The 20656-nt window shown below is 63.7% G+C and carries 23 protein-coding genes; 8 read left to right on the top strand and 15 right to left on the bottom strand.

The window, feature by feature from the left end; all coding sequences use genetic code 11:
• The 3 genes from A9513_RS13375 to xerD form a co-directional block, all read right to left on the bottom strand.
• Positions 1-768 (bottom strand): homoserine dehydrogenase (locus A9513_RS13375; RefSeq protein ID WP_141678392.1); only part of this gene is annotated, 768 nt, incomplete at its 3' end.
• Positions 769-942: 174 nt separating this feature from the next.
• Complete coding sequence (locus A9513_RS13370; RefSeq protein ID WP_024766889.1) at positions 943-1671, bottom strand: thioredoxin fold domain-containing protein; 729 nt, start codon at positions 1669-1671, stop codon at positions 943-945.
• Between the two features lie 227 nt (positions 1672-1898).
• Positions 1899-2795 carry a site-specific tyrosine recombinase XerD gene (gene xerD, locus A9513_RS13365; protein ID WP_065084996.1) on the bottom strand — a complete coding sequence of 299 codons (897 nt, stop codon included), beginning with the start codon at positions 2793-2795 and terminating at the stop codon, positions 1899-1901.
• Between the two features lie 88 nt (positions 2796-2883).
• On the opposite strand from xerD, the gene A9513_RS13360 reads away from it, so the two are divergent.
• Positions 2884-4704, top strand: a complete 1821-nt coding sequence (locus A9513_RS13360) for a sodium:proton antiporter (protein ID WP_065084995.1) — start codon at positions 2884-2886, stop codon at positions 4702-4704.
• Between the two features lie 123 nt (positions 4705-4827).
• Positions 4828-5505, top strand: coding sequence for a hypothetical protein (locus tag A9513_RS13355; RefSeq protein WP_024766886.1), 678 nt, complete (start codon positions 4828-4830; stop codon positions 5503-5505).
• 47 nt (positions 5506-5552) lie between these two features.
• Here the strand turns inward: A9513_RS13355 and A9513_RS13350 are convergent, their stop codons facing one another.
• The 6 genes from A9513_RS13350 to ffh all read right to left on the bottom strand — a co-directional run bounded on the left by A9513_RS13350 (position 5553) and on the right by ffh (position 9600).
• Complete coding sequence (locus tag A9513_RS13350) at positions 5553-5966, bottom strand: acyl-CoA thioesterase (protein ID WP_065084994.1); 414 nt, start codon at positions 5964-5966, stop codon at positions 5553-5555.
• A 161-nt stretch (positions 5967-6127) separates the two neighbouring features.
• The gene (rplS, locus tag A9513_RS13345) at positions 6128-6478 is read right to left on the bottom strand and encodes a 50S ribosomal protein L19 (protein ID WP_017522234.1); all 351 of its coding nucleotides are present in this window, start codon (positions 6476-6478) and stop codon (positions 6128-6130) included.
• A gap of 43 nt (positions 6479-6521) precedes the next feature.
• Positions 6522-7265, bottom strand: coding sequence for a tRNA (guanosine(37)-N1)-methyltransferase TrmD (gene trmD / locus A9513_RS13340; RefSeq protein WP_024766884.1), 744 nt, complete (start codon positions 7263-7265; stop codon positions 6522-6524).
• Between the two features lie 26 nt (positions 7266-7291).
• The gene (gene rimM / locus A9513_RS13335) at positions 7292-7828 is read right to left on the bottom strand and encodes a ribosome maturation factor RimM (protein ID WP_024766883.1); all 537 of its coding nucleotides are present in this window, start codon (positions 7826-7828) and stop codon (positions 7292-7294) included.
• 5 nt (positions 7829-7833) lie between these two features.
• Positions 7834-8082 carry a 30S ribosomal protein S16 gene (gene rpsP, locus A9513_RS13330; RefSeq protein WP_024766882.1) on the bottom strand — a complete coding sequence of 83 codons (249 nt, stop codon included), beginning with the start codon at positions 8080-8082 and terminating at the stop codon, positions 7834-7836.
• Between the two features lie 144 nt (positions 8083-8226).
• Positions 8227-9600 carry a signal recognition particle protein gene (ffh, locus tag A9513_RS13325; protein ID WP_024766881.1) on the bottom strand — a complete coding sequence of 458 codons (1374 nt, stop codon included), beginning with the start codon at positions 9598-9600 and terminating at the stop codon, positions 8227-8229.
• A 220-nt stretch (positions 9601-9820) separates the two neighbouring features.
• Between ffh and A9513_RS13320 the strand changes: the two genes are divergently transcribed.
• The 3 genes from A9513_RS13320 to A9513_RS13310 all read left to right on the top strand — a co-directional run bounded on the left by A9513_RS13320 (position 9821) and on the right by A9513_RS13310 (position 13555).
• Positions 9821-10621: an inner membrane protein YpjD gene (locus A9513_RS13320; protein WP_024766880.1), complete on the top strand. Its 801-nt coding sequence runs from the start codon at positions 9821-9823 to the stop codon at positions 10619-10621.
• A gap of 42 nt (positions 10622-10663) precedes the next feature.
• The gene (locus tag A9513_RS13315) at positions 10664-11956 is read left to right on the top strand and encodes an HlyC/CorC family transporter (protein ID WP_065084993.1); all 1293 of its coding nucleotides are present in this window, start codon (positions 10664-10666) and stop codon (positions 11954-11956) included.
• A 285-nt stretch (positions 11957-12241) separates the two neighbouring features.
• Positions 12242-13555 carry an MFS transporter gene (locus A9513_RS13310; RefSeq protein ID WP_065084992.1) on the top strand — a complete coding sequence of 438 codons (1314 nt, stop codon included), beginning with the start codon at positions 12242-12244 and terminating at the stop codon, positions 13553-13555.
• A 31-nt stretch (positions 13556-13586) separates the two neighbouring features.
• Here A9513_RS13310 and A9513_RS13305 read toward each other — a convergent pair whose 3' ends face one another.
• Genes A9513_RS13305 through A9513_RS13285 form a run of 5 tightly spaced genes read right to left on the bottom strand, consistent with a single transcriptional unit; the run spans position 13587 to position 16897 of the window.
• Positions 13587-14327 (bottom strand): SGNH/GDSL hydrolase family protein, encoded by a 741-nt coding sequence (locus tag A9513_RS13305; RefSeq protein WP_024762997.1) that lies wholly within the window; start codon positions 14325-14327, stop codon positions 13587-13589.
• A complete protein-coding gene (purT, locus tag A9513_RS13300; RefSeq protein ID WP_024762996.1) occupies positions 14324-15505 on the bottom strand; it encodes a formate-dependent phosphoribosylglycinamide formyltransferase in 1182 nt (393 codons plus the stop codon). The genes A9513_RS13305 and purT overlap by 4 nt, the downstream gene beginning before the upstream one ends.
• Positions 15506-15542: 37 nt before the next feature.
• The gene (locus A9513_RS13295) at positions 15543-15731 is read right to left on the bottom strand and encodes a DUF1289 domain-containing protein (RefSeq protein ID WP_024762995.1); all 189 of its coding nucleotides are present in this window, start codon (positions 15729-15731) and stop codon (positions 15543-15545) included.
• Entirely contained in the window at positions 15724-16251 is a 528-nt protein-coding gene (locus A9513_RS13290; protein WP_024762994.1) for a gamma carbonic anhydrase family protein, read from the bottom strand. Before A9513_RS13290 ends, A9513_RS13295 begins: the two co-directional genes overlap by 8 nt.
• 40 nt (positions 16252-16291) lie before the next feature.
• The gene (locus tag A9513_RS13285) at positions 16292-16897 is read right to left on the bottom strand and encodes a CoA pyrophosphatase (RefSeq protein ID WP_024762993.1); all 606 of its coding nucleotides are present in this window, start codon (positions 16895-16897) and stop codon (positions 16292-16294) included.
• A 126-nt stretch (positions 16898-17023) separates the two neighbouring features.
• Between A9513_RS13285 and A9513_RS13280 the strand changes: the two genes are divergently transcribed.
• Positions 17024-17578: an NUDIX hydrolase gene (locus A9513_RS13280; protein WP_024762992.1), complete on the top strand. Its 555-nt coding sequence runs from the start codon at positions 17024-17026 to the stop codon at positions 17576-17578.
• Positions 17579-17628: 50 nt separating this feature from the next.
• Entirely contained in the window at positions 17629-18129 is a 501-nt protein-coding gene (locus A9513_RS13275) for a murein L,D-transpeptidase family protein (protein WP_024762991.1), read from the top strand.
• Positions 18130-18176: 47 nt separating this feature from the next.
• Here the strand turns inward: A9513_RS13275 and A9513_RS13270 are convergent, their stop codons facing one another.
• Positions 18177-18494, bottom strand: a complete 318-nt coding sequence (locus A9513_RS13270; protein ID WP_024762990.1) for a YqfO family protein — start codon at positions 18492-18494, stop codon at positions 18177-18179.
• 394 nt (positions 18495-18888) lie between these two features.
• Here A9513_RS13270 and A9513_RS13265 point away from each other — a divergent pair, with 394 nt between their 5' ends.
• Positions 18889-20604 carry a radical SAM protein gene (locus A9513_RS13265; protein WP_024762989.1) on the top strand — a complete coding sequence of 572 codons (1716 nt, stop codon included), beginning with the start codon at positions 18889-18891 and terminating at the stop codon, positions 20602-20604.
• The last annotated feature ends 52 nt before the right edge of the window (positions 20605-20656 follow it).

Genomic DNA, 20656 nt, shown 5'->3' with positions numbered 1-20656 from the left:
ACCCTTGTCGGTACGGCGGGCGACGCCCAGGTGCTTGATGCGGTAGCCCAGCGCCTCGGCGTAGTTCACATCGGCGGTGGTCAGTTGGGTGATGCCTTCAGTGTAGGCCTTGTCGAACTGCAGCGGGATGCCGAAGGCGATGGACGCCAGGATGGTCAGCTTGTGCGCGGCGTCGATGCCTTCGACGTCGAAGGTCGGATCGGCTTCGGCATAACCCAGCGCCTGGGCTTCCTTGAGCACGTCGGCGAAGGCACGGCCTTTCTCGCGCATCTCGGTGAGGATGAAGTTGCCGGTGCCGTTGATGATGCCGGCCAGCCAGTTGATGCGGTTGGCGGCCAGGCCCTCGCGGATCGCCTTGATCACCGGAATGCCACCGGCCACGGCGGCTTCGAAGGCGACGATGACGCCCTTCTCGCGGGCCTTGGCAAAGATCTCGTTGCCGTGCACGGCGATCAGCGCCTTGTTGGCGGTGACCACGTGCTTGCCGTTCTCGATGGCCTTGAGCACCAGCTCGTGGGCCAGGGTATAGCCACCGATCAGCTCGATGACGACGTCGATTTCCGGGTTGTTTGCCACGTCGAAGATATCGGCAGTAATGGGGGTACTGCCGGTTTCACACTTCGGATTGGGGCGACGAGCGGCAATCTGCGCAACCTCGATACCACGCCCGGCACGGCGGGCAATCTCCTCGGCGTTGCGTTTGAGTACATTGAAGGTACCGCCACCGACGGTCCCCAACCCACAGATTCCCACTTTCACCGGTTTCACGCTGAAACTCCCCATGATTACAGCATCGGGGTGCCTGAGACGCCGATGCCCGCAACGAGGCGGGCACGGCAGCAGGCACCAAGTCAGAACAGGCGAGGCGCCTGTTCCCTAGTCAAAAGGAACCGAACATTACGAAGCGGTTCCGCATTAGTCAATCAGAGCGCAAGCCGCGGCTTACTTGGCTTCCAGCGCCAGCTTGGCGATCTGGCCGGCCGGCTGGTAGCCCGGCAGCATGGTGCCATCAGCAAGGATGATCGCCGGGGTGCCCTGCACACCGACCATCTGACCCAGGGCGAACTGCGCATCCACCGGGTTATCGCACTTGGCGGCCTTCACTTCCTTCTCGTGGAACATGTCGCTCATGGCCGACTGGCGGTCCTTCGAACACCACACGGCCTGCAGCTGCGCATCGCCTGGCGAGTTCGGCCCCTGGCGCGGGAAGGCCAGGTAGCGCACCTCGATGCCGCGCTTCTGCAGTTCCGGCACTTCGGCGTGCAGCTTCTGGCAGTACGGGCAGGTGGTGTCGGTGAAGACGGTAATGTGCGCCTTGGTCTCGCCCTTGGCCGGGAACACGACCATGTCCTTGGCGGCGATGGCGTTGATGGTCTTGGCCACGCCGGCGCTCTCGGCCTTCTCGGTCAGGTTGGTCGGCTTGCCGTCCTTCACCTGGTAGATATTGCCCTGGACGACGAACTGGCCGTCGGCGCTGGCGTAAAGAATACGGCCGCCCTTGAGCTGCACCTGGTAGATGCCATCCAGGGGACCCTTGGAGATATTCTCGATGGGCAGGTCAGGCTGCAGGGATTGCAGGGTGGTGCGGATCGCCTGGTCCGGTTCGGCGGCCAGGGCGAGGGTGCTGGCGAGGCCGATAGCCATACCAGCCAGAAGTCGAGACAAACGCATGGAAAACTCCTGATGTCAGTCGGCGAAGACTATCACACCGGACCGGCAAGACCGAGCCAAAGGCTGTAGCGGGAAGCTTCGGCGTAGCGGTGTCTCACACGCCTGATTCGCAAAGATCGAACAAGGTGTAGGCATCCCTGTCGCGGCAACCTGCCCAAGTTCGATCCCGGCCCGGCCATCCATGGCCGGTCGTTCGCGGGGCAACGCATGCGTTGCCAGAGCCCCGCTCACCCACGGGGGTGATGCTGGGCGTGCAGGTCCTGCAGACGTGCTCGGGCAATGTGCGTGTAGATCTGCGTGGTCGACAGATCGCTATGCCCCAGCAGCATCTGTACCACGCGCAGGTCGGCGCCGTGATTGAGCAGATGGGTGGCAAAGGCGTGGCGCAAGGTGTGGGGCGACAGGCTCTTGCCGATGCCGGCCACCCTCGCGTGCAGCTTGATGCGGTGCCAGAAGGTCTGCCGGGTCATCTGCTCGCCACGCAGGCTGGGGAACAGCACGTCGCTGGGCCGTCCGCCCAGCAGATCACCGCGGGCCTCGCGGACATAGCGCTCGATCCAGCGGATCGCCTCCTCACCCAGCGGCACCAGGCGCTCCTTGCTGCCCTTGCCGAGCACCCGCACCACCCCCTGGCGCAGGTTCACCTGCTCCAGGGTCAGGCCGACCAGCTCGCTGACCCGCAGGCCGCAGGCATACAGCACTTCGAGCATGGTGCGATCGCGCAGCCCGAGCGGATCATCGGTCTCCGGCGCGGCCAGCAATGCCTCCACATCCGCCTCCGACAGCGATTTGGGCAGCGGCTTGCCCAGTTGCGGCAGGTCCACCAGCAGCGTCGGATCCTCGGCGATCAGGCCTTCGCGCAGGCAAAAACGGTAAAAGCCTCGCAGCCCGGAAAGGAATCGCGCCGTGGAGCGGGCCTTGTAGCCCTCGCCCAGGCGCCAGGCCAGATGGTCGAGGATCACGTCGCGACCAGCCGCCTCCAGCACCACGCCGCGCTGGTCCAGCCAGCCGTTGAACAGGGCGAGATCGCTCCCATACGCACTGCGGGTGTTGTCGGAGAGCCCCTTCTCCAGCCAGAGGGCATCGAGGAAGCGGTCGATCAGGGGATGAGCAATCGGAGTCATTTCACGCCAGTACAAAGGAAAAAGCGGCACCGGTAGTCTTTCATAGACACCATCCCCCTCACCACTGCTGCACAACCTCGGACGGTCCATGGACGAACACAGCACCTATTACGCCTTCGCCGGTATCGGCATCGCCGCCCTCCTCAGCCAATGGCTGGCCTGGCGCCTGCGTCTGCCGGCGATTCTCTTCCTGCTGTTGAGCGGCATCCTGGTTGGCCCGATCCTGCACGTGCTGTCGCCCGAAGCGTTGTTCGGCCCGCTGTTGTTCCCCGTCGTCTCCCTCGCGGTAGCCCTGGTGCTGTTCGAGGGCAGCCTGACCCTGCACCTGGACGAGTGGAAGGAAATCGGCACCGTGGTACGCCGCATGGTGACCATTGGAGCGCTGGTCACCTGGGGCGTGATCGCCCTGGCCACCCACTACCTGCTGGACTTCACCTGGGAGATGGCGCTGCTGTTCGGCACGCTCACCCTGGTGACCGGCCCCACCGTGATCGTGCCGATGCTGCGCGTGGTCCGCCCCAACGCCACCATCGCCAACATCCTGCGCTGGGAGGGCATCGTCATCGACCCCATCGGCGCCATCCTCGCCGTGGTGGTGTACACCTTCATCGCCGCGAGCGACGCAGGCTCCGGGTGGACCGACAGCCTGCTGACCTTCATCAGCGTGATCGGTTGCGGCATCCTCTTCGGCCTGCTCGGCGGCCAGGCGCTGGGCGTCGCGCTGCGTCGCCACTGGCTGCCGGACTACCTGCACAACCTGGCATCGCTGTCGGTCGTCCTTGGCGTGTTCGTGCTGTCCAACACCGTGATGTCCGAGTCAGGATTGCTCGCCGTCACCGTGATGGGCCTGCGCATGGCCAACATGCAGGGAGTCGACGTGCGGCACATCCTGCACTTCAAGGAGAACCTCAGCGTCCTGCTGATTTCCGGCCTGTTCGTGCTGCTTGCCGCGCGGCTGGACTTGCCGGCCCTGCTCGGCCTGGGGCCGATCGCGCTGTTGGTGCTGGTGCTGATCCAGTTCGTCGCACGGCCGCTGAACGTGCTGATCGCCACGGCCGGGTCAACGCTGAACTGGCGGGAACGGGCGCTGCTGAGTTGGATCGCGCCCAGGGGAATCGTCGCCGCGGCGGTCTCGGCGATCTTCGCCATCCGCCTGCAGGAAGCCGGCCACGCTCAGGCCGGCGTGCTGGTGCCGCTGACCTTCCTGGTGATCATCGGCACGGTGATCCTGCAAAGCGCCACCGCACGACCGCTGGCCCGCCTGCTGAAAGTTGCCGAGCCGGTGCCCACCGGCTTCCTCATCATCGGCGCCAACCCGGTGGCCCGCGCCATCGGCACCGGCCTGCAGAACGCCGGCGTGGAGGTACTGCTCACCGACTCGAGCTGGGAGAACACCCGCGCCGCGCGCATGGACAACCTGCCCACCTACTTCGGCAACCCGGCCTCGCAGCACGCCGAGGCGCACCTGGACCTGATCGGCCTGGGGCACCTGCTGGCCTTGTCGCCCAATGCCGAACTCAATGCGCTGATGTGCATGAGCTTCCGCCACGAGTTCAACCCGCGCCAGCGCTTCATCCTGCCCAGCAGCCAGGACAGCAGGCGCAGCGAGAAGCATCGGGTCAGCGACCGCCATCGCGGCCGACCGCTGGGGCAATCGACGATCACTTATCCACAGATGGCAGGCCTTATCGCTCGCGGCGCGGAAATCCGCTCGACACTACTGAGCGAGAACTTTGGCTGGGAGGACTATCAGGCGCTGCACGAAGGCCGTGCGCTGCTGCTGTTCGCCAAGGACCCGAATGGCCGCCTGCACATTGCCAGCCCCGAGCGCCCGCTGACGCCCGACACGGGGTGGACGGTGATTTCGCTGATCGAGGAAGTAGCTGAAGGGGGCGTCGAGCAGGAATGAAATGGCCCAAGCCGTAAGAACCTGACGACTGGCAACGTCACCCTATCTTACGATTGGTGACAGAATATGTCTGACAGACAATGATTGCACCACGCCATCATTGCGCCCCACGAAGCCCACGCCATGCCCAGTCAACAGAACTCTCGTCTCGGCCAGATCCTTGTCAGCAAGGGCCTGATTACCTCCCAACAGCTGGACAAGGCCATCCAGCTCCAGCTCACCAACGGCCTGCGCCTGGGCGAAACCCTGATCCAGCAGGGCTGGATCAGCGAACGCCAGCTCGGCCGTGCGCTGAAGAAGCAGAACAACCTGCGCCTGGCGGCGACGCTGGTCGCCGCGCTGCTCAGCCCGTTCCAGCTGGCCAGCGCCGATGTGCAGCGCCAGGCACCGACGAGCATCACCCGCCATGAGGCGCCCAAGGGCTTGAAGCCACTGAGCGACCGCGAGATGAGCGATGTCAGCGCCCAAGGTTTCGATGACACCCTGCAGAGCCTGCTGGTCAGCGCCGAGAGCGGCGATGGTGTCGGCGCCATCAAGCAACTGTCGCGCCTGGTAATGCCCGTCGTGGACAGCCTCGACGCCGAAACCTCTCTGCACGACGTCCAGTACGACACGCTGCATGCCTCCTCCAGCCTGAATCCCGATGGCTCGATCAACGTGCGCCTGCCCAGCTCCATCGGCGAGGTGCGCTTCGACAACATCCGCGTCGCCGGTGCACCGAAGACCCAGAGCATGGGCAGCCTGAGCCTGCAGAACATCGACCTGTCCCAGGCCTCGCTGAAGATCAGCCTGCGCCACTGAAGGCGGCCTGAAATGAAAGAAGGCGCCCGTGGGCGCCTTCTTTCATTTCAGGCCTCGAAGCCGGGCAGGACCGGCACCGGGCGCTTTTCATCGTCGATGGCGACGAAGCTGAACAGCCCGTGGATAGCCTTCTCGCGGCCATCGGCGGACATGCTCTCGACGAAGACCTCCACCTCGACCTTGAGGCTGGTGTTGCCGACCTTCACCACCCGGCCGATCAATTCGACGATGGAGCCGGCGGCGATCGGGTGCTTGAAGTCGATGCGATCGGTAGACACGGTCACCAGCGGCAAGCGGCAGAAGCGAGTCGCGGCGATGAACGAGACCTCATCCATCCAGGCCAGCGCGGTACCGCCGAACAGGGTGTTGTGGTGGTTGGTGGTGGGCGGGAAAACCGCCTTGGTCACGCGGGTTTCGGACAACTCGGTACGACGGAGGATTTCTTGCTCTCTGGGGCTCATGCCACTGCTACCTGATGCAATGAGGGTGGCTGCCGGTGCTGCGGGGTCTTGTACTTCTACTACGCTGCCGGGGGCAGATGGGACGCCGGATTGAGCGGCGAAAAACTACAGGCAAGAAAAAAGCAGCCCGTGGGCTGCTTTTTTCGGGAACAACCGGCGAATTAGGCCAGTTTTTCCTTGATGCGTGCTGCCTTGCCGGACAGTTCGCGGAGGTAGTACAGCTTGGCCTTGCGCACGTCGCCGCGACGCTTGACGGAGATGCTGTCAACCAGCGGGCTGTAGGTCTGGAAGGTACGCTCGACGCCTACGCCGTTGGAGATCTTGCGAACGGTGAAAGCGCTGTTCAGGCCGCGGTTACGCTTGCCGATCACGACGCCTTCGAAGGCCTGCAGACGCTGACGGTCGCCTTCCTTCACTTTAACCTGGACGATTACGGTGTCGCCGGGGGCGAACGCCGGAATCTCTTTGCTCATCTGTTCAGCTTCGATCTGCTGAATGATCTTGTTGGTCATTTCATGCTCCTAAGACAAGCGCTCGGCGCTCGCCATCGATACGTTAACTATCGTTCCGCTGGCGGATGTATTCCTCCAGCAGCTTTTTCTCTTCTCCAGAAAGCGAGCGGCAATCCAGAAGATCGGCACGTCGTTCCCAGGTCCTGCCTAAGGACTGCTGCAAACGCCAGCGCCGGATGTGTTCGTGGTTGCCGCTGAGCAGCACCTCCGGAACACGTTTGTCTGCGTACACCTCGGGTCGGGTGTAGTGCGGACAGTCGAGCAGGCCATCCGTGAAGGAGTCCTCCTCGGCGGAGTCCACGTGGCCCAATGCTCCGGGCAACAACCGCGTGACCGCGTCAATCAGCACCATGGCCGGAAGCTCACCCCCGGACAGGACATAATCGCCGACTGACCATTCCTCATCGACATGCTCTTCAATGAAGCGCTCGTCGATGCCTTCGTAACGCCCGGCGATCAGGATCAGACGTTCCTCGTTCGCCAGTTCTTTCACGGCCGCCTGCGTCAGCTTGCGACCTTGCGGCGAGAGGTAGATCACCTTCACCGGTCCGCCTGCGGCTTGCCGGGCATCGCCCAGTGCGCCTTCGAGCGGCTTGATTTTCATCACCATGCCGGGACCACCGCCGAAAGGCCGGTCGTCCACCGTCTGGTGACGATCCTCGGTGTTGCTTCGCGGGTTGAAGCACTGAAGCTGAATCAGCTCCTGCTTGACCGCGCGACTCGTGATGCCATAGTCGCTGATAGCGCGAAACATCTCCGGAAAGATGCTGATTACTCCTATCCACATCGGCTGAGGGCTCTCATCCACATGGGTTAGAAGTCCGCGTCCCAGTCCACCCGTATCTCACCGGCTTCCAGGTCCACCGCCTGTACGCACTGATCCGTATACGGAAGCAGGCGTTCGCGGTCGTCCAGGCTACCTGCGCAGGGCTTGACTACCATCACATCGTTGGCGCCGGTCTCCAGCAAGTGGTCGAGAATCCCGAACAGTTGCCCGTTCTGGTCGATCACCTTGAGACCTTCCAACTGGCTCCAGTAGAACTCGCCATCATCCAGCACCGGCAGCTCGCTGCGCGGAACCAGGATCTCGAATTCGGCGAAGGTGCGGGCGATCTCGCGATCATCCAGTCCCTTCAGCTTCACGACCAGGACATTGCCCTGCACGCGACCTTGGACCAGTTCAGCCTGTCGAACCTCGTTGCCACGCTTGAGCGTCCAGCGACGGTAGTCCAGCAGGTTGTCCAACGGATCGGTAAAGGAATACACCTTCACCTCACCACGAATGCCGTGCACCGATACGATCTTGCCGAGAACGATCATCTCCTCGGCGGGAGCAGGCTTCGTGTTCATCGATCTCAGGCAGCCTTGGCGGCTTCCTTGATCAGTTGAGCAACACGCTCAGACGGTTGAGCGCCTTGGCTCAGCCAGTAGTTCAGACGCTCCTGGTTGACCGACAGCTTGACTTCGGCGCCAGTGGCGACAGGGTTGAAGAAGCCGACGCGCTCGACGAAACGGCCGTCACGAGCGTTGCGGCTGTTGGTCACGGTCAGGTGATAGAACGGGCGCTTCTTGGAGCCGCCACGAGCCAGACGAATGGTTACCATGCGTACGTTGTTCCTATGGTTTGCTTGCAAAAAAGAAATGCAGCCCTCGGGCACAGAGCCCGAAAGGCCGCATATTCTATGAGCTAAAGCCCCGCGCCGCAAGCCGCAGCGCGTCCGGCCCGCTGGGCGGCGAGCCGTCTGGCCTCACATCTTGGGCATGCCGCCGGGGAACATGCTCCCCATGCCGCGCATCATCTTGGCCATGCCGCCCTTGGCGGTGACCTTCTTCATCATCTTCTGCATCTGCTTGTGCTGCTTGATCAGGCGACCAACGTCCTGCACCTGGGTACCGGAACCCATGGCGATACGGCGTTTGCGCGAACCGCTGATCACTTCCGGATCACGGCGCTCGGCGGGGGTCATGGAGTTGATGATCGCCTCCATCTGCTTGAACTGCTTCTCCGCCGCGTTCTGCGCGTTGCCCATCTGCGACAGGTTGACGCCGCCGAGCATCGGCAGCTTGTCCATCAGGCTGCCCAGGCCGCCCATGTTCTTCATCTGCTGCAGCTGATCGCGGAAGTCTTCCAGGTCGAAGCCCTTGCCCTTCTTGATCTTCTTCGCGAGCTTCTCGGCCTTCTCGCGGTCCATGTTCTGCTCGGCCTGCTCGATCAGGCTGAGCACGTCGCCCATGCCGAGGATGCGCGAGGCCACGCGGTCGGGGTGGAACGGATCGAGCGCTTCGCTCTTCTCGCCCATGCCGAGGAACTTGATCGGCTTGCCGGTGATGGCGCGCACGGACAGCGCGGCACCACCACGGGCGTCACCGTCGACCTTGGTCAGCACCACGCCGGTCAGCGGCAGCGCATCGTTGAAGGCCTTGGCGGTGTTGGCGGCGTCCTGGCCGGTCATGGCGTCGACCACGAACAGGGTTTCCACCGGCTTGATCGCCGCATGGACCTGCTTGATCTCGTCCATCATGTCGGCGTCGATGTGCAGACGACCGGCGGTATCGACGATCACCACGTCGATGAACTTGAGCTTGGCTTCGCGGATCGCCGCTTCGGCGATCGCCACCGGCTTCTGGCTGGTATCGGACGGGAAGAAGGTCACGCCGATGTCGCTGGCCAGGGTTTCCAGCTGCTTGATCGCCGCCGGGCGGTAGACGTCGGCGGACACCACCAGTACCGACTTCTTCTTGCGCTCCTTGAGGAAGCGCGCCAGCTTGCCGGCGGTGGTGGTCTTGCCCGCGCCCTGCAGGCCGGCCATCAGGATGACCGCCGGCGGCGCGGCGTTGAGGTCGAGGTCCTCGTTGGCCGCGCCCATCAGCTCGACCAGCTCGGCCTGGACGATCTTCACGAAGGCCTGGCCCGGGGTCAGGCTCTTGGAAACCTCGGTGCCGACAGCGCGATCCTTGATCTTGGCGACGAAGTCCTTGACCACCGGCAGGGCCACGTCGGCCTCCAGCAGGGCCATCCGCACTTCGCGGAGCGTGTCCTTGATGTTGTCCTCGGTCAGCTTGGCCTTGCCAGTGACGTGGCGCAGCGTTTGCGAGAGGCGATCTGTAAGGTTTTCGAACATGCGCGTTCCTAATCAGCCCGGTCGGGCCTGGGTTTGGCTTGTCAGCAAGCCGCCGATTATAGCGAAGTGCGGGCAGCGCCAACACCGCCGATGATCCCGATGTGACGGAGCGCTTCGCAGGCCAGAAGCGAACTGTTCTCAGCGGCTTTCTAGGCGCGGGCGATCTGTGCCACACTCACCACCTTTCGGGTCCCCCGTCGAAGGACTGTTCCAAGGACTTATGCAACCTCTGCTGCCCAGCCTGATCGCCGCCGTCCTTTATATCGGCACCACCGTCTACCAGGGCGCAAGCCTGGCCCGCCGCACCCCGCCGCAAAAACCGCTGCTCCTCCTGCTGGGCCTGGTCGCCCTGCTCTGCCAGGCCTACAGCCTGAGCCAGGAGTTGCTGACGCCTGCGGGCCTGGCGCTGGACTTCTTCAACGCCGCCAGCCTGATCTCCGCCGCGGTCACCGCCCTGACCCTGCTGGCCTGCCTGCGCATCCCGGTGCAGAACCTGCTGCTCTTCCTTTATCCACTCGGCGCGCTGACCACCCTGCTGGCCGTGCTGGTGCCCCACGGCACCATCGAGCCGATCAACGAGCAGCCGGGCATCCTCGCCCATATCCTGCTGTCGATCCTGGCCTATGGTCTGCTGACCATCGCCGTGGTCCAGGCGCTACTCCTGCTGGTGCAGGACCATCAGCTCAAGCACAAGCACCCGTCGGGCCTGATCCGCAACTTCCCGCCGCTGCAGACCATGGAAAGCCTGCTGTTCGGCTTCCTCTGGGGCGGCTGGTCGCTGCTTTCGCTGTCGCTGATCTCCGGCTGGCTGTTCGTCGACAACCTGTTCGCCCAGCACCTGGCGCACAAGACCATCCTCTCCTGCTTCGCCTGGGTGGTGTTCGGCGTGCTGCTGTGGGGCCGCCACCAGCTCGGCTGGCGCGGCCACAAGGCGATCCGCTGGACCCTCGCGGGTTTCTGCCTGCTGATGCTGGCCTACTTCGGCAGCAAGCTGGTCAAGGAATTCATCCTGCACATCTGAGGCTAACGGCGGCGCCTGAGCGCCGCTGAAGGATATGCGCGCATGGAAGAGATCCACCCCGGCTACCTGATCGGCCTGCTGGTCTTCCTGATCCTCTGCTCGGCGTTCTTCTCCAGCGTCGAGACCGGCATGCTCAGCCTCGACCGCTACCGCCTGCGCCACCTGTCCAAGCAGGGCAACCGCGGGGCCCGCCGCACCAGTTGGCTGCTGCTGCGCACCGACCGGCTGCTGGGCACCATCCTGATCGGCAACAACTTCGTCAACATCATCGCCTCGTCCCTGGCGACCCTGCTGGCGCTGCGCCTGTGGGGCGAAGCCGGCGTCGCCATCGCCACCGTGGCGCTGACGCTGATCCTGCTGATCTTCGGCGAGATCACGCCCAAGACCTACGCCGCCCTGCGCCCCGAGCGCGTGGCCTTCCCCGCCAGCCTGCCGCTGATCTGGATGCAGAAGCTGTTCAGCCCGCTGCTCTGGCTGATGACCGGCATCAGCAACCTGCTGCTGCGCCTGGGCGGCCTCGACCCGACCCAGCGCGGCGGCAAGCCGCTGAGCAATGACGAGCTGCGCAGCGTGGTCACCGACTCCAGCGAGAAGCTCACCCACAATCGCCAGGACATGCTGCTGAGCATCCTCGACCTGGAAAAGATCACGGTGAACGACCTGATGGTGCCGCGCAACGAAGTCCAGGGCATCGACCTGGACGACGAGCTGGAAACCATCATCGGCCAGCTGCGCAACACCACCCATACCCGGCTGCCAGTGTTCCGCAACGACATCAACCAGGTCGAAGGCGTGGTGCACATGCGCCAGATCGCCCGTCTGCTGACCCATAACCAGTTGACCAAGGACAGCCTCAAGGCCGCCTGCCTGGAGCCCTACTTCGTGCCGGAGAGCACGCCGCTGTCGACCCAGCTGGTGAACTTCCAGAAGCAGAAGCGGCGCATCGGCATCGTCGTCGACGAATACGGCGAGGTGATCGGCATCATCACCCTGGAAGACATCCTCGAAGAGATCGTCGGCGAGTTCAGCAACCAGAACACCCTGCGCAACCCGGACATCCACCCCCAGGCCGACGGCACCTACGTCATCGAAGGCTCGGCCAACCTGCGCGATGTCAACCGCGCCCTGGGCTGGCAACTGCCCAGTGACGGGCCCAAGACCCTCAACGGCCTGGTCACCGAAGCACTGGAGCAGATTCCCGACTGCGCCGTATGCCTGAAGATCGGCCGCTACCGCCTGGAAATCCTCCAGTCCGGCGAAAACCGGGTGAAAAGTGTGCGCGCGTGGCTGCCTGGCGCGCCGCCGAGAGAACCCTACGCCGACGAGCTTGCCTGAGCCGCCCCGCCCGCCCCTATAATCCAGGCGGCTTACCCAGCCTCCCGCCGACGCCCGCCGCTATCCGCGACGCAGCGCCGGCCAGTCAATCGCACGCCCCGCCGAGCCTCGACCCTGCGTCGTTGCCTTGCGAAGCAGCCGGCCTCGCCCCGACCCGCCGCGAGCCGCGCCCATCCCGCCCCGACACCGGGCCGCGCTCGCACTCGCGCCATGGCGATGCCTCAAGAAACGTCGGACACGACCGCCAGAGTCGTCGCCGCGCCTGACTGCCAGGGATATTCCCGTATGACCAGTGCCACCCTCGAAGCCGCACAACCGGCCGAACAGACCAACTCCACCACCCGCGTCGCGGTAGCCAGCTTCATCGGCACCGCCATCGAGTTCTACGACTTCTATGTCTACGCCACCGCCGCCGCGCTGGTGATCGGCCCGGTGTTCTTCCCGCAGACCTCCGGCACTGCCCAGGCGCTCAGCGCCTTCATCACCTTCGGCATCGCTTTCCTCGCCCGCCCGCTGGGCTCGGCACTGTTCGGCCACTTCGGCGACCGTATCGGGCGCAAGTCGACCCTGGTCGCCTCGCTGCTGCTGATGGGCATCTCCACCACCCTGATCGGCCTGCTGCCGGGCTACGACAGCATTGGCGCCTGGGCGCCGATCCTGCTCTGCGTGCTGCGCTTCGGCCAGGGTCTCGGGCTGGGTGGCGAATGGGGCGGCGCGGCGCTGCTGGCCACGGAGAACGCGCCCAAGGGCCGTCGGGCCTGGTTCGGCATGTTCCCGCAGATGGGCCCGTCGATCGGCTTCCTCGCCGCCAACGGCCTGTTCCTCTGCCTGGCCATGCTGCTCAGCGAAGAGCAGTTCCGCGCCTGGGGCTGGCGTATTCCGTTCGTGCTCAGCGCCGTGCTGGTGATCGTCGGCCTGTACGTACGCCTGAAGCTGGTGGAAACCCCGGTGTTCGCCAAGGCCATGGAGCGCCACGAACGCTCCAGCCTGCCGATTGCCGAGCTGTTCGCCAAGCACTGGCGGCCGACCCTGCTGGGCGCCCTGGCGATGGTGGTGTGCTACGCCCTCTTCTATATCTCCACGGTGTTCTCGCTGAGCTATGGCGTCAGCACCCTGGGCTACAGCCGCGAAGACTTCCTCGGCCTGCTATGTATCGCCGTGCTCTTCATGGCGGCAGCAACACCGGTATCGGCCTGGCTGAGCGACCGCTTCGGGCGCAAACCGGTGCTGATCATCGGCTGCGCCGCCGCCATCGCCTCGGGCTTCGCCATGGAACCACTGCTGAGCCAGGGCTCGTCGGTGGAGGTAGCGATCTTCCTGTCGCTGGAGCTGTTCCTCATGGGTGTAACCTTCGCTCCCATGGGCGCGCTGCTGCCAGAACTCTTCCCCACCCACGTGCGCTACACCGGTGCTTCGGCGGCCTACAACCTGGGCGGCATCCTTGGTGCCTCAGTGGCGCCGTACATCGCGCAGAAGCTGGTGGGCATGGGGGGCCTGAGCTGGGTGGGCGGCTATGTGTCGGTTGCGGCGGCACTCAGCCTGCTGGCGGTGCTGTGCCTGCGCGAGACGCGCGGGGACGACCTGAACGATATCCGCTGAGACTTGCCTGTAGGAGCGAGCTTGCTCGCTCCTACAGAAGGGTTCGATCCTGGAAAACCAGCCATTGGGCCAGGTGTTCGCCCCAGACCTGATAACCCAGCGCCGACGGGTGATAGCCATCGATGGCAAGGAACTGTGGCTGCATCTCCAGGCTGACGCCGCAATACCCCGCCCCCTGCGCCAAGGCGAGGCTTCTGAGCTGACGATCCAGCAGCGCTGCGCGCCAGCCGAGCAGCCGGCGCAACAACCAGGGTAACGCCGTGAAATGCTGCAATGGCGGCACCGCCGTGCAGACGACCCGTGCGCCGCGACCACGAAAATGCGCGATCAATTGCTCAAGAGCCCCCAGCCAATGCTGGCCGGAGCTGAAATGCGTAGTGTCGTTGACGCCGAAGACCAGCGCCACCAGCTCGTAATCCTGATCAGTCGCCACCGGCAGCAGGCGCTCGCAGGCCTCTGCGGCAGTAATGCCGTTCTCCCCTACCGCACGCCAGGCAACAGGACGCTCCAGGCGGCTCGATAGCGCCAACGCCAGCCGCCCGGCCAGCGCAAAGTCCAGGCAGGACGCACCAACGCCGGCGACCGTGGACTCACCCAGCAGGAGAAGACGAAAAGGTTCGCCAGGAAACTCCGCGCCTGCAACGCCTTCGCAGACGCCCGCGGCGGGAGCCAGGCGCAAGGCCGTGCGCCTGGTACGCACGGCCATGGGCAGGGCCAACGGCAACAGCGGCAATGCCGCCGCCCACCACATCAGCCCCGCCCAGCGGCTCACAGCTGGACGTTGACCGCCTGGGCCGAACGGGTGGCCTTGGCGCGGGCGGCGTCGATCGACTCGTCGCGCGCCAGAGCAACGCCCATACGGCGCTGGCCATCCACCTCGGGCTTGCCGAACAGGCGCAGGGCGGTGTCTGGTTCGCTCAGGGCGGCGCCGAGATTACCGAAGGAAACCTGCTGCGACTTGCCTTCCACCAGGATCACCGCCGAGGCGGAATCGCCCAGTTGGCGGATCACCGGAATCGGCAGGCCGAGGATAGCGCGGGCATGCAGGGCGAATTCGGAGAGGTCCTGGGAAATCAGCGTCACCAGGCCGGTGTCGTGCGGGCGTGGCGAGACTTCGCTGAACCACACTTCATCGCCCTTCACGAACAGTTCCACGCCGAACAGACCACGGCCGCCCAGCGCTTCGGTGACCGCCTTGGCCACGCGCTCGGACTCGGCCAGCGCCTTCGGGCTCATCGCCTGCGGCTGCCAGGACTCGTGGTAGTCGCCCTTCACCTGGCGGTGGCCGATGGGCGCGCAGAAGGTAGTGCCACCGATGTGGCGTACGGTCAGCAGGGTGATTTCATAGTCGAAGTCGATGAAGCCCTCGACGATCACCCGGCCCTTGCCGGCGCGGCCGCCTTCCTGAGCGTAATCCCATGCGGTCTTCAGGTCGGCGTCGGACTTGAGCACGCTCTGGCCCTTGCCCGAGGAACTCATGATCGGTTTCACCACGCACGGATAGCCCACGGCGGCGACGCCCGCAGCGTAATCCTCGTAGGTATCGGCAAAGTGATAGGGCGAAGTGGGCAGGCCCAGCTCTTCAGCGGCCAGGCGACGGATGCCTTCGCGGTTCATGGTCAGCTGCGCGGCGCGCGCGGTCGGGATGACCGTGTAGCCTTCGTTCTCCAACTCGACCAGGGTCGCGGTGGCGATGGCCTCGATCTCCGGCACGATGTAGTGCGGCTTCTCCTGCTCGATCACCGCGCGCAGGGCAACGCCGTCGAGCATGCTGATCACGTGGCTGCGATGCGCGACCTGCATGGCCGGCGCGTTCGCGTAGCGGTCCACGGCGATGACTTCGCAGCCCAGGCGCTGCAGTTCGATCGCCACTTCCTTGCCCAGCTCGCCGGAGCCACAGAGCAGTACGCGGGTCGCGCTCGGCGACAAGGGAGTTCCAATACGGGGCATTGCGGGAAACCTCAAGAAGGGAAAAATCGACGGCGTGCTAGACCAGCACGCCTTGTTCGCGGGCACGCTGTTCGCAACGCTGAAGCACTTCGCGCCGTTCGGCGTTGTCCATGAGCCCCCAGCGGGTGATTTCGGCAGCGCTGCGCTGGCAACCCAGGCAGATGTCGGCATCGTCCAGCGCGCAGACGTGCACGCAGGGCGAGGCGACGGGACGTTCTTCAGTCATTTTCCTGCTCGGCCAGGTCGCGGGCGTAGCGCTGGGCGTTGTGTACGTAGTGGGCAGCGCTGGCTTCGAGCATCTTCTTCTGCGGCTCGGTCAGCTCGCGCACCACCTTGCCGGGGGAGCCCATGACCAGGGAGCCGTCGGGGATTTCCTTGCCCTCGGGGATCAGCGCGTTGGCGCCGATGATGCAGTACTTGCCGATCTTCGCGCCATTGAGGATCACCGCGTTGATGCCGACGAGGCTGTAGTCGCCTACCTGGCAGCCGTGCAGCATGGCGTTGTGGCCGATGGTCACGCCCTTGCCCAGGGTCAGCGGGAAGCCCATGTCGGTATGCATGACGGTGCCGTCCTGCACATTACTGTGCTCGCCGATGTGGATCAGCTCGTTGTCGCCGCGCAGCACGGCGTTGAACCAGACGCTGGCGCCGGCGTCGAGGCGCACCTTGCCGACCACCGTGGCGTTGGGGGCGATCCAGCTTTCCGGATGGGTTTCGACTCGGGAAGAGCCCAGGCGGTACTTCATGATTTCTCCTCAGACGGTGGCCGCTCGTTATTATCGGGTCTCAGCTCAGCTTGATGAACTTCGATGGCGGCTGGTGCAGGTCGATACGGGCGTCGTACAGCAGGTTCAGCAACTCGACCAGCATGATCGCGGACAGGCCCCAGATCTTGTAGCCCTCGAACAGGTAGCTCGGGACGTACCAGCTGCGGCCGAAATAGTCGATGCGGTGGGTGGTTTCCCGCGGGTCGCCACGGAAGAACTCCAGTGGCACCTTGAACACGGCGTCGATCTCGCCGTCATTGGGACGGTACTCCACGAAATCGGGGACGAAGCCGACGAATGGCTTGACCAGGATGCCGTGCCGCGACACCAGAGTGCTCAACGGACCGACCACCTCCACCAGCCCCGGCGGCAGGGCGATTTCCTCCTGCGCCTCGCGCAGCGCGGTGTGGATCAGGTCGACGTCCTCAGGATCACGGCGCCCGCCGGGGAAGGCCACCTCGCCGCTATGGGTCGAGAGCCCGGTCGCGCGCAGGGTGAGCACGAGCTCTTCCTGGGGTGTGATGGGAAGCAGAACCGCCGCCTCGGGGAAGCTGTGGTCCGTTTCAAGGTCGCTTGGTTGGTGCGTCTGTATGCGTTGGCGCAGCTGGTCCAGCATGCCGAACATCCTGCGGGGGCCGATTCTTCTAATTGAAGGATCATGGCACGAAAGACGTCCCTGCCCAACCCCCGCCCCTTGCTGGGTGCACCACGCAGCGCGCAAGATTGCCGCATCGAAAAACAAGGAAACGGCATGAAATTCTGCAGTCAGTGCGGCGCCTGCGTAAGCCTGCGCATCCCCAGCGGCGACAACCGCCTGCGCTTCGTCTGCGACCAGTGCCAGACTGTTCATTACCAGAACCCGCGCATCGTTGCCGGCTGCCTGCCGGCCTGGCATGGGCGCATCCTTCTCTGCCGCCGTGCCATCGATCCGCGCCGAGGATACTGGACGCTGCCGGCGGGCTTCATGGAAAACGGTGAAACCCTGGAACAGGCCGCCGCTCGCGAAACGCTTGAAGAAGCCAATGCCCGCGTCCACGACCTGCAGCTTTATACGGTCTTTGATCTGCCGCATATCAGCCAGGTTTATATCTTCTTCCGTGCCGAACTCACCGACCTCGACTTCTGTGCCGGCGACGAAAGCCTGGAAGTACGGCTCTTCGAAGAATCCGACATTCCGTGGGGTGAGCTGGCTTTCCCCACCGTGGGTCGTACCTTAGAATATTTCCTGGCGGATCGGGTCATTCAGAACTTCCCGATACGCAATGAAGGGATTCTCCCAATGCTTGCACAGAAAAAGAACTTATAAGCTCATTTACCGCCTCTAAGGCTTTAGGAACTACCGGGGAACACCACTCGATGCGCTGGTTGATTGCCGTACTTTGTCTGACCTTCGCAGCGTTCTCGCATGCCAACGCGACGCCCACGCTCGACGGTCACATCGACAAGATTCTCGTGCTCAAGTCCGAGCGCAAATTGCACCTCATGAGCAACGGCAAGGTGCTCAAGAGCTACCGCGTGTCCCTGGGCAAGCGCCCGCAGGGCCCGAAACTGGCCGAGGGCGACAACCGCACGCCGGAGGGCTTCTACTGGGTCGACTGGCGCAAGACCAGCGACAAGTACAACCTCTCCATGCACATCTCCTACCCCAACGCCCGCGACGTGGCCAAGGCGCGGGAAAAGAGCCTGCAGCCGGGCGGCATGATCATGATCCACGGCACCCCGATGGATGATGAATACCCCGAGTGGTACTTCTCGACCCTGGACTGGACCAACGGCTGCATCGCCATGACCAATGCCGACATGCGCGAGGTCTGGAGCCTGGTCAAGGACGGCACGCTGATCGAGATTCGCCCGTAAGGGCAGCAGCATGAAAAAGGCGCCCGCGGGCGCCTTTTTCGTATGGTTCAGAACACCATGTCCGACAGCCGCCAGACCTCGAAGGCCGGCGTCTCATAAGGATGAGCCTGCTTGAGGGCCTTGACCGAGTCATGGATCAACTCGTCGGCGACCACCATCTCCACCTTCCATTCGGCGACCTGCTCGATGCTGCCGGCCTGGCCGATGAACGGATTGCTGCCCTGCAAGGGGCGGAACTGTCCCTGTCCGAGTGCCTGCCAGCTGCAGCTGTCATAGGCACCGATGCGTCCTGCACCGGCGGCGAACACCGCTTTCTTGACCGATTCCAGATGGCTTTCCGGAACGTAGAAACACAGTTTGTACATCGGAGACTCCGATCGAAACGGGGACACGACCGTGGCAAGACGCGCCACGGGTGACAAATGCTGCCACAAATAGTGGCACTTTGCCTCTTGCGACCGACAAGTCGTCGTCCAAGTTCGACCGTCCGGCTCCCTGCTGGTTCGTCAGGGAGGTCCTTTGTATGAAATCTGTGACCGACTTCGAGCTCCACTTTGCCGAAGCGGTGAGCGGAAGCCGTCAGACTATTCCGCATAACCAACCTAGCTTGTTGAGCATTGAATGAGATTTTTCGAACGAAATTTCTTCTTACTGCGTAGGGTAAATCCCTAAGAGATTTTTTGGGCGCTCTGGTCACAGCACCCGCCGTGGGATGAGGCGATAACTGCACGGTCCTTCCCACTCGTACGGTACTGAACCATGAACGACCTCATCGCCCGCTCCAACCCCGACGGCTCCACGCGCCGCCAGAAACTTCTACTGATCTACCCACCGATGACCACCCCCACCTCGCCGCCCCTGGGTGCTCCGATGCTCAAGGGCTACATCGAGCGGGAACTGCCCAATTGGGACGTGAAGGTGCTGGACCTGAACCTGTGGTGCTACGAACGATTGTTCGAGATGTTGCGCAGCGGGTTCCTGCAGATACCCGGGACAAGCCCCAGCAGCCTCGCTGCACTGCTGGAAACACCAGACTTCTTCCGTGGCAAATCGATGAAGGACTTCTACGGCGACCCGGTCGCCTACGATCAACACGGTGAATTGCTGCTCACCCTCACGCACATGATGAGCGAAATACTCGGGCGCGAGGCCGATGACCTGCACCAGGGCGCCCACCTCACCCCGCTGCTCTCAGAAGCCTTCGACCTCATTATCAAGGAGCAGGCTGACTGCTATGGCTTCTCCATGATCTTCAGCCAGCAACTGCCCATCGGTGCGGCGTTCGGACGCCTGGTGCGGCAAGTCACCGGGCGCAAGGTCTTCTTTGGCGGCAGCTGCTTTACGGCAGGCGCGGAAGACTTCCTCCGCTGGTATCCCCATTCGGCAGACGTCATCATCGATGGCGATGGCGAAGAGCCTCTCAAGCAACTGCTGCTGCAAGGTGGCTCACCAGCGAATGTGCCGGGCGCCGTGTTTTTCGAGGCTGGTGAAGTCAAACGCAACCCCTCCGAATACCGTCGGGATATCGACGCCTACGGCAAGCCGGACTTCGGCGACCTGACGCTTGACCGCTATTACTCCCCCACTCCCGTCATCCCTTTGCTGCTGTCACGCGGCTGCTACTGGCGCCGCTGTACTTTCTGCGTGCATTACATGTCCGCCGGGCTGACTTATCGCCTGCATGGCCTGGAAATGGTCATCGACATGCTCCGAGGCTTTGTCGAAAAGGGCATCCGGCACTTCTCGTTCGTCGATGAAATGATCGCTCCCGGCCATTTTGCCAAGTTGGCGGATGCCATCATCGAGTCTGGCCTGGATATTTCCTACTACGCCCTGAGCAAGCCCAACCGCACCTTCACCCCCGAGATTCTCGCCAAGATGGCGCGTTCCGGTTGCAAGTACCTGCTCTGGGGCCTGGAAAGCGGCACACAACGCATTCTCGACCTGATGGACAAGGGCACGAAAATCGACGATGTCGAACAGGTATTGCGCAATGCCCACGCCGCGGGGATTGCCAACCATGTCTACATGATCTGCGGTTTCCCAACCGAAACCGAGGAAGAATTCCACAACACACTGCGCTTCCTGGACCGCAACCGCGACTACATCTACTCGATTCACCGCGGCACCTTCTCGCTGGAGCCTGGCTCCCCCATCCATAAGGAACAGGAACGCTTCGGCGTTACCCGCGCCTGGATGGCCCGTCCCACGCCCCTGGGCGGACGCTGGCACCATGAAACGGTCAGCGGCATGAATAGGGACGAAGTACAAGCGGTCTTCCGCGCGGCCCAGCCGTTCTTGCGGCGCTTCAACCCTTATGCGGTATTCCTGGCCAACTACCGGGATCACGCCATGCTGGTCTACGACAAGCTCGGCGCCGACGCGGTGCACAAGATGCCCCGTCACTTCCCCGACCTGAGCAAAGTGATTGAAGCCAGGAACAGCCAGACCACCACTGCGGACCTGATGAGTTGATCCGTCGACACAGGCCACTCGCCACCGTTCTTCCTTCAGCCGTTCTGCGCCG

Source organism: Pseudomonas sp. AU12215 (genome assembly GCF_001675465.2).
GTDB classification, from domain to species: domain Bacteria; phylum Pseudomonadota; class Gammaproteobacteria; order Pseudomonadales; family Pseudomonadaceae; genus Pseudomonas; species Pseudomonas nitroreducens.
Note: the sequence above shows the minus strand (reverse complement) of the source record. Positions and strands in the feature narration are given on the sequence as shown.